The sequence below is a fragment of the Rahnella sp. 1L-D-7-B-C2 genome (assembly GCF_057290995.1).
Genome location: NZ_JBXAVQ010000003.1, coordinates 272,657 through 286,130, shown reverse-complemented (window position 1 = coordinate 286,130; position 13,474 = coordinate 272,657). Strand labels below are relative to the sequence as shown.

Here is a 13,474-nt window from a genome sequence, read left to right as displayed (position 1 = left end):
TCAAAGGGCGATCACCACTTTGCCATCCGACGCTGACGCCTTCCTGTGAGATCATTGCTGTTGTATGAGGAATCGATATGGGATTTACCATCAAAAGCCGGTTGATTGGCATCGTTGGGTTGTTGTGCATTTTGCTGACCGTCGCCGCGCTGTGGGCGATTTTAGGGCTTCGCGCTGCCGATCAGCGCGCGATATCGACCTATCGCACCGAATTATTGCCTTTACAGCATTCCGCGAAATTATACCGTCTGGCGCAAATGCAGTCGGCGACACTGTTTGAATCGCTGCGCTATTGGACCGATCCGGCTGAAGTCGATCAACGTGTGGCGCAAATCAATGCTTACGGCCAGCAGATTATTGCCGAACGTAAAGCCTATCAGGCGACATTTGCCGTTCCGGGCAGCGAAACGCTGCGTGCGACATTCCTTAACGATCTCAATGATTATCAGGCCGCGATAGTCGATGCAGGCAGACTGGTGGCGAGTGGTAACCCGTCCGGGGCGCTTGTGATGATCGAAACCCGGCTGAAAAATGGCAGTAAGGCGTTGCAGCAGGATATCGACGGGCTGGACAACCTGATGCGCCAGCACGCTGAACGCAACTATGCAGAAAGCTCGCAGGCTTACGTCACTATGCGTAACAGCATGGCCGCGATCCTGGCGGTCGGTTTGCTGGTCGCCGGTATTGCGGGCTGGCTGCTGGTGCGTTCGATCACCGGCGCGGTGCGTCGTGTACGGCGTCTGGCGGAGTCGATTTCAGCGGGTGGGTTGAATCACCGGCTGGGGGCGATCCCGCAAGATGAAATGGGCGAACTGATGCAGGCGCTGGCAAATATGGATGCACGGCTGAGCGGCATTGTCCGTGAAGTCGGAGAAAGTGCGCTGGCGCTGAGCAGCGCAGCCGGGCAGATGGCCGACGGCAATAACGATTTATCTTCCCGCACCCATGCGCAGGCCAGCTCGCTGGAACAGACTGCCGCGAGCATGGAGCAGATGACCGCGACGGTGAAATTCAACGCCGATAACGCTGCGCAGGCCAGCCAGCTTGCGCAAACCGTGCGTGAACAGGCGCAGCAGAGCAGCAACATTCTGACCGACGCCGTCACCGCAATGCGCGATATCGAAGAATCCAGCAAGAAAATTGCTGACATCAACCGTGTCATTGACGAAATCGCCTTCCAGACCAACTTACTGGCGCTTAACGCCGCAGTAGAAGCCGCCCGCGCAGGTGAACAGGGGCGTGGCTTTGCGGTTGTGGCGTCAGAAGTACGTCAGCTGGCGCAGCGTTCTGCCAGAGCGGCGCAGGAAATCAAATCCCTGATCCAGACCAGCGTCAGCAAAGTGGATGCCGGCAGTAAACTGGTGCTGCGGTCCGGCGAAACCTTGCAGGAAATCAACGGCGGCATGACGAAGATGGTCGAATACGTCGCGGAAATCGCCGTCGCCAGCCGTCAGCAATCGAGCGGGATCGATCAGGTCAACGTCGCCATTGTTCAGATGGACAGTGCGACCCAGCAAAATGCAGCGCTGGTTGAAGAAGCCAGCGCTGCCAGCCAGACGGTAAATGAACACGCAGCACGACTGGTTGAGAAAATGTCGTTCTTCCATTTGCGGCCCAATCCACCGTCTCAGCCGGGTTCTCCTGCCGAAGTTAATCGCGGGCAGGGCGTTCTTGAACCGCTGACCGCGCTGAACGCCCCTGCACGTCAACCGCGTCTGGCGAATGCCTGATCTGAGAAGGAGCACCACCATGTCAGGTCTTTTTCACAGACGGATCCTCAGTGTGCTGCTGCCGCTGGCGTTTTGCGCCAGTGCGCAGGCGCAAACCGTGGTTAAAATCGCCACCATCGCCAACGGTGATATGACGATCATGCAGCAGATGTCCGGCGAGTTCGAAAAAACGCACCCGGACATCAAACTCGAATGGCATGTCATGGATGACGGCGAACTGCGCAGGCAGGTGCTGAGCGACATGAACAGCGGGCAGGCGAACTTTGATGTGATCACCGTCGGCACTTATGAAGCGCCGCTGTGGGGCAAAAAAGGCTGGCTGCAACCGCTGAACAATTTGCCTGCCGATTACCACGTTGATGACTTACTCAGGCCGATCCGCAGTGCGCTGTCGTGGAACGGCACGCTGTACGCTTTGCCGTTTTACGGTGAAAGCAGCATGACCTATTACCGCAAAGATCTGTTTGCCGCCAAACATCTGGCGATGCCCGCCAATCCGACGTGGGATGATGTCAAATCTTACGCTGCGGCGCTTACGGACAAATCGCAGGGTGTTTACGGTTTATGCCTGCGCGGGCTGGCCGGCTGGGGGGATAACGTTGCCTTTATCACCACGATGGCGAACGCCTACGGCGCGGAATGGTTCGATCAGGACTGGCATCCGCGTCTGGACAGCGACGAGTGGCGAGCGGTGCTGACCGATTACGTGCAGATGATGCATGATTACGGCCCGCCGGATGCCAAATCAAACAGCTTCGGACAAAATCTCAAGCTGTTCTCGCAGGGCAAATGCGCGATGTGGATCGACAGCACCGTCGCCGCCGGTATGGTCATCAATCCGCAGATTTCCCGCGTGGCCGATAAAGTCGGGTTCGCACCTGCCCCGACTGCGATTTCCACCAACGGATCGCACTGGCTGTGGGCATGGGCGCTGGCAGTTCCGCAGCACGCCAGCCATAAAGATCAGGCGCAGCAATTTATCACCTGGGCGACGTCGCAGGCGTATATTCAGGACGTGGCGAAAACGGTTGGCTGGGGCGCAATCCCGCCGGGCAGCCGCTATTCTTCTTATGCGCAGGTGAAATACCAGAAACTGGCGCCTTACGCTGAGGGTGTGAAACAGGCGGTTGAAACCGCGACGCCGGAGACGCCGACACTCTACCCGGTGCCCTATCAGGGCGTGCAGTACGTGAGTATTCCGGGCTTTGATCAGATGGGGGACGCGGTGGGGAAAAACATCTCGGATTTGCTGGAAGGCAAAAAAACCATTGATGAAACGCTGAACGCTAATCAGCAGGTCGTGACAACTCTTTACGCCGCCACGGCGCAGGGTAATTAGTGCTGGGATTACAAAATCACAGGATGTAATAATCCTGTGATTTGCATTCTAGATTAAGTAGTTGGCGTCTACTTGCGACCAGTCCACACCGTTTGCACGTTACAGAATTCGCGCAGTCCGAAGTGTGACAGCTCACGGCCATAGCCACTTTTCTTCACGCCACCAAACGCGACACGCGGATCTGATGCACTGTAACCGTTGATAAAGACGCCGCCGGTGTCCAGTTCGCCCGTCATCTCTTTCGCCAGTTCCATATCGGCCGTGTAAATTGTCGCGCTCAGCCCGAAATCGCTGTCATTTGCCAGCTCAACCGCATGTGACGCATCACGCGCCACGGTAATCGCAGCAACCGGGCCAAACAATTCCTGACGGAATGCGGTCATTTCTGGTGTCACGTTACCCAACACGGTCGGCGTGTAGAAATTGCCTTTACCTGCGATTTTCTCACCGCCGAGCAGCAGCGTGGCACCCTGCGCCAGACTGTCCTGAACCTGTTGATCAAGCTCATCACGCAAATCGAAACGCGCCATCGGGCCAATGTAGGTGGTGTCATTCAGCGGATTGCCCATCACCAATTCCTGGGTGGCGGCAACAAATCTCGCCGTGAAGTCTTCCAGCACGCCTTCTTCAACGATCATGCGTTTGGCGGCGGCGCACACCTGCCCGGTATTCTGATAACGGCCTGCAACGGCGGCGGTCACCGCGTCATCCAGATTAGCGTCATTGAGCACGATGAACGGATCTGAACCGCCCAGTTCCAGTACGCATTTTTTCACCGATTTTCCTGCCAGTTCGGCGATTGCGGCACCTGCCCGCACGCTGCCGGTCACGGTCACTGCGGTGACGCGGCTGTCGGCGATCAGTTCTGCCACTGCGGGCGTATCGACATTAATCACGCCAAATACACCCGCCGGGAATCCGGCTCTCAGCGCAGCCCGTTTGACCAGATACGTGGTGCCCATCACGTTGGGTGCAGGTTTGAGCAGGAAAGTATTCCCCGCCAGCATGGCAGGAACCGCGCCACGCAGGATCTGCCAGACCGGAAAATTCCACGGCATGACAGCCAGAATCATCCCGGATGGGCGATAGTGAATATGTGCTTCACCGTTATCGACCTGTGTGGGTTCCGGTGCCAGCATTGCCGGGCCATTTTTGGCGTACCACTCGCAAAGACCTGCGGATTTCTCGACTTCGGCCCGTGCCTGCCTGACCGGTTTACCCATTTCGAGAGCAATCGTACGGGCAATTTCCTCACTGGCATCACGCAGTTCGGCAGCCAGCTGAATCAGGCGGTTTGCACGTTGGTTAATATCCACCTTGCGCCAGTGTTTAAATGCGGTGCTGCCCTGAGCCACGGTGGCTTCGAGCGCCAGTGCGGAATCGTAAGGGTATACGGCGATGCGTTCGCCGCTAAACGGGTTCAGTGAAATGGCTTGAGTCATTTTGTTTTCCTCTTTGAGAACGTTGGAAACAGGATAGCGACTTGCATGACTCAATAAAAATGAATAAAAATAAGCTTTCCTTTCACATTTTGAGAATGGCCATGAATTTGTCACAACTGGAGATGTTCCGTGCCGTCGCGCAGACAGGCAGTATAAGCGCCGCTGCGCAGCTCGTTCATCGCGTGCCGTCGAATCTCACAACGCGCATCAAACAGCTGGAGGCCGAACTGGGCGTCGAATTGTTCATCCGCGAGAATCAGCGCCTGCGTTTGTCACCGGCCGGGCGCAACTTCCTCAGTTACAACAACCGCATTCTCGATCTGGTGGAAGAAGCGCGGGCATCGGTTTCCGGCGATGAGCCGCAAGGCGTTTTCACGCTGGGCGCGCTGGAAAGCACGGCTGCGGTACGTATTCCGCCGCTGCTGACGCGATATCATCAAAAGTTCAGCAAAGTGGAGCTGGCGCTAAGCACCGGCCCTTCCGGTGAATTGCTGGAGAAAGTCCTGGAGGGCGAGCTGGAAGCGACCTTCGTCGATGGCCCGGTAGTGCATCCGGTGCTTGACGGTGTGCCGGTATATCAGGAGGAAATGGTGATTGTCGCGCCGCAACATCATGCGCCGGTCACGCGGGGACAGGAAGTGAACGGGGAAATTGTCTACGCGTTTCGTTCCAACTGCTCCTATCGCCGACATTTCGAAAGCTGGTTCAGGGAGGATGACGCGGCACCTGGAAAAATCTATGAAATGGAGTCCTATCACGGAATGCTGGCTTGCGTGATTGCCGGTGGCGGGCTGGCGCTGATGCCGCGCAGTATGCTGGAAAGTATGCCGGGCAGCAGTACGGTCAGCATCTGGCCGCTGGCGGATCATTATCGGTATCTGATGACCTGGCTGATATGGCGGCGGGGAACATTAACGCGAAATCTGTCTGAGTTTGTCGCGATGGCGTCGGAAGCGAAAATCAGCTCTCCGCCACCTGCAAAATGATTTGCCAGTCAAGCGCCAGCTTAAAAGCAAGGCAGGCGGTAAAGACGAAAAAAATGGTTTTGTACATGGGGTAATAATGACTCTTTTGTGATGATTGTCACATTCTACGGTGGGGGATGTTAAATCTTCCAGCAGATTTTTCGGATTCCTGCGCCTTTTGAATAAAGAAAAGGTATTGCGACCCTTTCTTTACAAAAACGCGGAGTATATAAGCAACATAATATCGTAGTATCGTGTTAATCCTTCACGCAGCGATACTATTAAAAGTATGAGTAAAAATTTCACTTATCGTTACAAATGAGAGTACCGATAGCCTGACTGTTATCCTTCTGGCTTAATCATCGATAAGAAATTGCTACGGGAAAAAGTATTACCGGTTAATACCAAGAAAGAAACGGAAAAATAATTGCGTAACAAGCTGTAATATTACGCTGCTGCAATTGATATAGTTATTTCTTTGTGTAGAATCAGATGCACTTTCAAAAAAATTAATCTCTCATACTGGCAGGAACATCATGGACAACGCATTAAACGTTTTGAATAATATCCGTACACTTCGCGCGCAGGCTCGTGAAATGCCACTGGAAACTCTTGAAGAAATCCTCGAGAAGTTAACGGCGATTGTTGAAGAATCTCGCGAAAATGTGAAAGCAGTCAGCGCACAACAGCAAGAACGTAACGAGAAACTCTCCAAATATCGCAAAATGCTGGAAGAAGATGGCATTGATATCGACGATCTGGTGACCCATCAGGGCGCGAAAGAAACCACCAAAACCAAGTCTAAACGCCAGCCACGTCCTGCTATCTATGAATACAAAGACACTAACGGCGAGCACAAAACCTGGACAGGTCAGGGCCGTACCCCATCAGCCATCAAAGCAGCGATGGATGCGGGTGCAACTCTGGAAAGTTTCCTGATCGCACGTTAATAATACGACCGTATTACTGATGTTCCTGAGATTTCCTGTTTTGTTAACACAAAACAGGGAATCGCTGGAGACAATAATATCGTCGCAGTGAACGTTTTTTTTCGCCTGTTTAGTGACCCAACAATAACTTCCCCATACGTTCTGCGATCCTGAAAGATCCCTTTGTGCCATCTGTCCCCTTTTCGTAAGTAAAATCACTTCTGTTTTTATCTGCTCTCAGCCCTGATGGATATGCTTATAAGCAAATTATGCTGAATTGGCTGATCTTTTGCATACCCGACCTGACATTGTTTATTCACCCTAAATTCATTTACGTTATTAAGTAATTTACAATTTCATCCGGGGAAATAGCCCGTATCGATAACGGGCGTTAGAAAAGAATTAATCGGATTTCCGTGTCAGTTGATAAACGCAAAGATGTGTATAGGCGGCCTGTAACAGCGGGACATTTATTCCCACACGAATTGCACGCTCAACCAAATCGCCGATGATCTGATCGGCTTCCACCGCATTGCCCTGCGTCATATCGCGATACATTGAGGATGTCTGCGTCGAGGACTTGTCGGTCACCGCTTCCCTGGTTTTTGCCACAGCAGCCGCGCGTTCCGCGTAGCCAAAGGCTTTCATGGTGGTGAGCGCCTCATTCACAATGCCCAGAGCAAACTCTTTGCCGCCTGGCGCAGAGGCCACCTGACCGATATTGCCGCGCAGGGTGCAGGTAATTGCGCCGACGCTTGAAAGCAGCAGCCACTTCTCCCACAGATCGCTGATGATCGTTTCGGAAAGGAATGCCTCGAAGCCGGCATTTTGAAACACCTGATCGACACGCTGAATACGCTCGCTCTTGTCGCCGTTGAGTTCACCGTAAAAAATCTGGTGCATGGGAGTCATCTGATGAATATGGCCGTTTGCATCAAGCGTAGCGTTAATCTTACATAAGCCACCGATCAGCGCATGTTCGCCGAAACGCAGGCTCAACGTCTCCATATGTTTCATGCCATTAAGAACGGGCAGGATCATCGTTTGTTCACCGACCACCGATGCAATGTCTTTCATCGCCGTTTCCAGCCCGAAGCTTTTCACCGTCAGCAGGATAAGGTCATAAGAGCCGGTAAGTTGTGAAGCCTGTAATACCGTCGGCTGAAAATGGAAATCCCCGTGCGGACTGTGCACCGTCAGCCCGTTTTCCCGCACCGCCAGTGCGCGCTTTTCACGCAGCAAAAACGTCACGTCCTGGCCTGCTTGCGCCAGTCGCGCACCAAAATACCCGCCAGTTGCCCCGGCGCCCACCACTAATATCCGCATGCGTTATCCTTTTGTATCAAAACTTTCAGAAACCCCGTGTCTGATTAAACTACGGGAGGAGGGCGGCAGGGATCAAGTGACTGTGATGAAAGAAGGATTTTTGATGATTTTGACGCGTGATACTATGCCCCATCATGATTTCATCAAGGAGCACTGAATGGCAGGTTATCAGCCACCGTACAGCATCACGCCGCACATTCTCAACCGGGTGGTGGACGTCGGCGAATTACTGGGGCGTTGGGCTGCACATGCGGAACAGTCATCTGTATTGCTGCGAAAGGAAAACCGCATCCGCACGATTCAGGCTTCACTGGCCATCGAACACAACAGCCTGTCAACGCAGCAGGTGACGGCCATTATGGAAGGCAAGCGCGTGCTCGCGCCGCAAAAGGATATTCAGGAAGTGCGTAACGCCATCCTGACCTATGAACAGTTACCTGCCTGGAAAAGCCATCGTCTTGAAGATGTTCTGAAAGCTCACCAAATACTGATGACCGGGCTGGTGGATGCGCCAGGCCATTTGCGCAGCGGCAACGTGGGCGTATATCGCGATAACCAGCTCATTCATATGGCGCCACCCGCCGGACAACTTCCCCGCCTGATGTCTGATTTGCTGCACTGGCTCAAAGAAACGGATATTCACCCGCTTATCGCCAGTTCGATTTTCCATTATGAGTTTGAATTTATTCATCCGTTTGCTGACGGCAACGGCAGGATGGGACGTTTGTGGCAGACCCTGATCCTCAGCCAGTGGCGTTCAGAGCTCGCCTGGCTTCCGGTGGAAACGCTGATCCACAATCAGCAGCAGGATTACTACCGTGTGCTTGGAGAATGCGATCGCGCCAGTGACTGCACGGCGTTTATCAGTTTTATGCTTGATAAATTGGCTGAGGCGTTGCGTGAAGGTATCGAAACCCAATCTTCGTACTGAATGTAAAAATTCAAAAATGGCTGTCTTGTAGGGGAAACCCGCCCAAAGGCCGGGTTCCCCTGATCCGCTTATTTCCCCCGCGCCAGCACCCGGCGGTACAGCACCGGCAATGAAATCACCACGATCAGCATCGCACCGACAATCACCGACATCACAATACCCGGCACGTTGAGCAGGCTGAGGCCGAAGGTCAGCAGCCCCATCAGGAACGCGGCGATAATCACCCCGGTCATGCTACCGGAGCCGCCGAGTACGCTGACACCCCCGAGCACGGCCATGGTGATCACGCTCAGCTCCCAGCCGAGCGCCAGCGTTGGACGTGTGCTGCCAAGACGTGAGGTTAGCAGCACTGCCGCCAGCCCGGACATCAGGCCGACCAGCACGAACAGCGTCAGGTTGTGGCGTTTGACGTTAATCCCCGAATACCACGCCGCGACCGGATTATTACCGATGGCGTAGGTCCGGCGGCCGAAATTAGTTTTGTGCAGCAGGAAGTAAAATACTGCGCCCAGCACCAGAAACAGCGCGAATTCAAACGACAGCGGGCCCCAGACGTAACCCTGACCGAACCAGGCGAAACTGGCCGGATAATGGTTCAGCGACTGATCGCCGAGCAGTACATATGTCAGCCCGCGAAACAGGCTCATAGTACCGATAGTGATGACGATGGACGACAGATTCAGACGTGTCACCAGCAGCCCGTTCACCAGCCCGCAAAGTAAACCGACGCTCAGCCCGACGCCCACTAACGCAGGCGTCGGTAAACCGGCCTGTGCGCAAAAGCCCATGACAGTTGAGCTCAGCGCCATGGTAGACGCGACCGACAAGTCGATTTCACGGGCGATAATCAGCATCGCCATCGGCAGCACGATAATGGCTTTTTCGGTGAAGTTGAACGTTGCGTCCGACAGATTCCATATATTGAGGAAATACGGTGAGGCGAGCGCGTTCACCACGAACACCAGCAGCGTCACGACCAGCAAAAATCCTTCCCAGCACAAAAAGCGGCGGAAGAACGGCGTCACCGCCATCGTCCCGCTTTCCCGCGAAGCGTGGCGAGACGTTAAGGTTTTACTCATGATCTTGCTCCGCTTTCAGGTTGCGCAGAATGGACGGGTGCAGAATGGCGTAAAATCAGCCGTCCCTTACGTTTGTTAGCGCGTTCGTTGAGGATCACCGCAATGACAATCACGCCGCCGGAAATTGCCATCTGCCAGAAAGGCGAGACTTCGATCACCGGTAATGCATTGTTGATGACGCCGAGGAACAGCGCGCCGAGCAGGCAGCCCACCACCGAACCGATGCCGCCCATGGTACTGATCCCGCCGATAACGCACGCGGCGACAATCTGTAATTCAAAGCCGTTGGCGACGTCCACGTAGGCGACCGCAAAGCGCGAAATCCACAGATAACCGCAGAAACCGGCCAGCGCGCCGGAGAGGCAGAAGCTGACAAACTGCATTTTTCCGGCGTTGATGCCGGTGTAATACGCCGCCGTCGCGTTGCCGCCCGCAGTGTACAGCGCCCGTCCGGTGCGGCTGTAACGCAGGAAATACGCCACCAGTATCAGCGCGGCAATCCCGCACCAGCCTAGCAGTGGCAGGCCGATAAAGGTCGCACGCGGCAAACTGAGAAAGTCAGGACTCATCTGATGGGCGTTGATCCAGCCGCCGTTAGAGAGCAGGAAAATGATGCCGCGATAAATACTCATGGTGCCGAGCGTGACCACAATCGGCGGGATGCCGATTTTCCACACCAGCAGCCCGTTGATCGCCCCCATTACCAGCCCGAGCACCGTCGCCAGTACCACCAGCGCCCAAACCGGCACATCAGGATGATGGAAATTGATCAGTGCAACGATCATGCCGGTCAGCGCCAGATTCGCTGCCATCGAAAGATCGATACCTTTGGTCAGCAGCACCATCATCTGGCCGAGCGCCAGAATGATCAGAATCGAGGTGTCATTGAACATTTCCAGCAAATTGCCGACGCCGATAAACTCCGGTGAACGTGCGCCGACGCCAAATACCATCAGCACAATCACCACCGCCAGCAACAGCTCACGGTACTTGAGCAGATTTTTGATCATGCTGCCTCCTCGCCCGCACCGCTGGCGGCACTGACAATCATTTCGGCGCTGGCTTCGCCGGCCTTGAATTCTGCCACCATCAGCCCTTCGTGCATCACAATGATCCTGTCCGCCATGCCCATGACTTCAGGCAGTTCGGAAGACACCATAATCACAGCCAGCCCGCGTCCGACCAGCTCGGACATAAACTGATGCACCGCAGCTTTCGAGCCGATATCAATGCCTTTGGTCGGTTCATCCAGAATGATGATGTCCGGCCTGGTCGCCAGCCATTTGGCGATCACTACCTTTTGCTGGTTACCGCCTGAAAGCGTGCCAACCGCTTGTTTCCAGCTCGATGCCTTTACCTGCAAACGTTTGGCGTAGTCATCGGCCAGTGCCCACTCTTTTTTATCGTTGAGCACACCGCGCGGATTCAGCTGGCTGAGCTGCGGCAGGCTGATGTTCTGGCTGATCGGCAAATCAATGATCGCGCCCTGTTTTTGCCGCTCTTCCGGAACATAGACAATGCCCGCGCGGATCGCCTGCGAAGGGCGCGTGAAATGGTGTTCTTTGCCATGGATAAGAATTTTGCCACCGCCCGGCTGCGTGACGCCAAACAACGCCTGCATCAGTTCGGTCCGGCCAGCGCCGACCAGCCCGTAGAAGCCAAGAATTTCACCTTTGCGCAGTGAGAAATTGATCCCGGCGAATTCGGTCGGATGGCTGAGGTTCTGCACTTCCAGCACCGTTTCGCCTGGTTCGCAGTTCACTTTCGGATACGCCTGACTCACTTCGCGCCCGACCATCATCGTCACCATGGTTTGCTCGGTGATGTCGCTGATTTTGCCTGAACCGACGTAGCTGCCGTCACGCAGCACGGTGTAGTAATCGGAAATTGCGAAGATTTCGTCGAACTTATGCGAAATAAACAGGATGGCTTTTCCCTCGTGTTTCAGGCGCTCGACTATCTGATAAAATTCGGTGATTTCATGCTGCGACAGCGCGGCGGTAGGTTCGTCAAGAATGACTACCTGCGCGTCGAATGACAGCGCTCGGGCAATCGCCACCATGTGACGCTGTGCAATGCTCAGGTCTTTCAGGGTGGCGTGTGGATCGATATTCACTTCCAGCCGCGTCAGGATGTCGCGCGCCTGCTGATGCATCGCCGGCCAGTTCAGGCGTTTGAATATCCCGGAATAAATATAGTGGCCGACGAAGATATTTTCGGTGACAGAAAGCTCGTCAAACAGCACGGTTTCCTGATGAATCGCGGTGATCCCGACTTTGTGCGCAGATTCGGGGTTGGGCAATTTAATGGGAATGGCTTTATAGCGCAGTTCGCCTTCTTCCGGCTGATAAATGCCGGTCATGACTTTGACCAGCGTCGATTTTCCTGCGCCGTTTTCGCCAATCAGGGCGGTGACTTTTCCCGGATACAAATCCACATGCACATTATTCAGTGCCCTGACGCCCGGAAAGACTTTGCTGATCCCCTTTAAGGACAGCAACGGTGTGATATCGGTCATAGATTTCCCCTGACGAAGCACAACGAAACGGCCAACCGGAGACCGGTCAGCCGCATTCAGGATCAGAATATTTTGGAGAATTTGTCGATGTTGCTGGCGTCGTAAATAAAGGGTTCAGCCATTGCCCCGCTGCCGTCGGCGTCCAGTTTCACTTTACCTAAACGTCCCATGCTGGCTTCGGTTTTCGTAGCCGTGCCTTTAACCAGATCGTCGGCCAGATAGGTGGCGGCGTAACCCAGATCAATCGGATTCCAGATGGCGAAACTTTTGGTCGCGCCGGATTTTATCGCCCCGGCCATTTCAGAAGGCAACCCAAGACCCGTGACGTACACTTTGCCAATTTTGCCCTGATCTTTCACCGCCTGCGCCGCCGCCACGATACCGACAGAGGATGGCGAGATAATGACTTTCAGGTCGGGATACGACTTCAGCAGCCCAATGGTTTCACGATAGCTTTTATCCGACAGATCATCACCATAGGCTGTGGTCACCAGGTTCACCGAAGGATACTTCGGCAGCACCTTTTTCATCTCGGCGATCCATAAATTTTGGTTGGTCGAGGTCGGTGTGGCGCTGAGAATGGCAACATCACCCTTCTCCACGTTAAGCGCTTTCAGCGCATCAGCGGCCAGTTTAACGTTCGTTTCGCCAATCAGTGCATTGTTAGACGGATTGAGATGGATCTGACGCCCCTCTTTCGCTACACCGGAATCCCATGACACCACTTTGATGCCGCGCTGCATGGCTTTTTTCAGCACTGGCACCAGTGCGTCCGGGTCATTGGCAGAGACGGCAATCGCGTCCACGCCCTGAGCAATCAGGCCGTTCAGTACTTCGATCTGCGCTTCGGCGGTGGTAGTCGTCGGGCCGGTGTATATCACTTTTACATCGCCCAGCTCTTTCGCAGCCTGCTGTGCGCCCACGTTGGCTGCTTCAAAAAATCCGTTGCCCAGTGATTTCGCCACCAGCGCAATTTTAACTTCAGCCGATGCCGCACCGGCCATCAGGATGCTGCTCGCGATCAGGGTAAGGCTCAGTACGTGTTTTAATTTCATTTTTGTACTCCGCATGCTAATTCGCAAAATCTGCAAAAAGGGTAACGACGAAAAGTTGCCGACGCGCCAGGCGCATGATCACGACTCTAGGAGGTTGCTGACAAACTGACCTTTCCGCGAGTGCCAGTTGTTAGCCAACTATGGCAAAGGTGCAAAGGTT

The 13,474-nt window shown here is 54.4% G+C and carries 10 protein-coding genes and 1 pseudogene; 5 read left to right on the top strand and 6 right to left on the bottom strand.

Translation table 11 applies throughout. The features are described 5' to 3' along the window. Positions 1 to 77 precede the first annotated feature (77 nt). Together AC0Z7K_RS07555 and AC0Z7K_RS07550 are read left to right on the top strand one after the other, a co-directional pair. Complete coding sequence (locus tag AC0Z7K_RS07555; RefSeq protein ID WP_485613679.1) at positions 78 to 1,730, top strand: methyl-accepting chemotaxis protein; 1,653 nt, start codon at positions 78 to 80, stop codon at positions 1,728 to 1,730. A gap of 19 nt (positions 1,731 to 1,749) precedes the next feature. Beyond that, positions 1,750 to 3,069 carry an ABC transporter substrate-binding protein gene (locus AC0Z7K_RS07550; protein WP_485613678.1) on the top strand — a complete coding sequence of 440 codons (1,320 nt, stop codon included), beginning with the start codon at positions 1,750 to 1,752 and terminating at the stop codon, positions 3,067 to 3,069. A gap of 68 nt (positions 3,070 to 3,137) precedes the next feature. On the opposite strand, the gene AC0Z7K_RS07545 is transcribed toward AC0Z7K_RS07550, so the two are convergent. Then, positions 3,138 to 4,511 (bottom strand): aldehyde dehydrogenase family protein, encoded by a 1,374-nt coding sequence (locus AC0Z7K_RS07545; protein ID WP_485613677.1) that lies wholly within the window; start codon positions 4,509 to 4,511, stop codon positions 3,138 to 3,140. A 101-nt stretch (positions 4,512 to 4,612) separates the two neighbouring features. On the opposite strand from AC0Z7K_RS07545, the gene ptrR reads away from it, so the two are divergent. Further along, a complete protein-coding gene (ptrR, locus tag AC0Z7K_RS07540; RefSeq protein ID WP_485613676.1) occupies positions 4,613 to 5,497 on the top strand; it encodes a putrescine utilization regulator PtrR in 885 nt (294 codons plus the stop codon). Positions 5,498 to 6,012: 515 nt separating this feature from the next. Next, positions 6,013 to 6,426 carry an H-NS family histone-like protein gene (locus AC0Z7K_RS07535; protein WP_112163934.1) on the top strand — a complete coding sequence of 138 codons (414 nt, stop codon included), beginning with the start codon at positions 6,013 to 6,015 and terminating at the stop codon, positions 6,424 to 6,426. 381 nt (positions 6,427 to 6,807) lie between these two features. Here the strand turns inward: AC0Z7K_RS07535 and panE are convergent, their stop codons facing one another. After that, complete coding sequence (gene panE, locus AC0Z7K_RS07530) at positions 6,808 to 7,731, bottom strand: 2-dehydropantoate 2-reductase (RefSeq protein ID WP_485613675.1); 924 nt, start codon at positions 7,729 to 7,731, stop codon at positions 6,808 to 6,810. 157 nt (positions 7,732 to 7,888) lie between these two features. Here panE and AC0Z7K_RS07525 point away from each other — a divergent pair. Further along, a pseudogene (locus AC0Z7K_RS07525) lies at positions 7,889 to 8,659 on the top strand (Fic family protein); the annotation flags it as partial. A 71-nt stretch (positions 8,660 to 8,730) separates the two neighbouring features. Here the strand turns inward: AC0Z7K_RS07525 and AC0Z7K_RS07520 are convergent. The 4 genes from AC0Z7K_RS07520 to rhaS all read right to left on the bottom strand — a co-directional run bounded on the left by AC0Z7K_RS07520 (position 8,731) and on the right by rhaS (position 13,314). Further along, the gene (locus AC0Z7K_RS07520) at positions 8,731 to 9,693 is read right to left on the bottom strand and encodes an ABC transporter permease (RefSeq protein WP_485613922.1); all 963 of its coding nucleotides are present in this window, start codon (positions 9,691 to 9,693) and stop codon (positions 8,731 to 8,733) included. A gap of 44 nt (positions 9,694 to 9,737) precedes the next feature. Next, positions 9,738 to 10,751: an ABC transporter permease gene (locus AC0Z7K_RS07515; RefSeq protein WP_485613674.1), complete on the bottom strand. Its 1,014-nt coding sequence runs from the start codon at positions 10,749 to 10,751 to the stop codon at positions 9,738 to 9,740. Beyond that, on the bottom strand, positions 10,748 to 12,259 hold the full coding sequence (locus AC0Z7K_RS07510; protein WP_413530814.1) for a sugar ABC transporter ATP-binding protein: 1,512 nt from the start codon (positions 12,257 to 12,259) through the stop codon (positions 10,748 to 10,750). The genes AC0Z7K_RS07515 and AC0Z7K_RS07510 overlap by 4 nt, the downstream gene beginning before the upstream one ends. Before the next feature lie 62 nt (positions 12,260 to 12,321). Beyond that, positions 12,322 to 13,314: a rhamnose ABC transporter substrate-binding protein gene (gene rhaS / locus AC0Z7K_RS07505; protein WP_413530815.1), complete on the bottom strand. Its 993-nt coding sequence runs from the start codon at positions 13,312 to 13,314 to the stop codon at positions 12,322 to 12,324. Between the last annotated feature and the right edge of the window lie 160 nt (positions 13,315 to 13,474).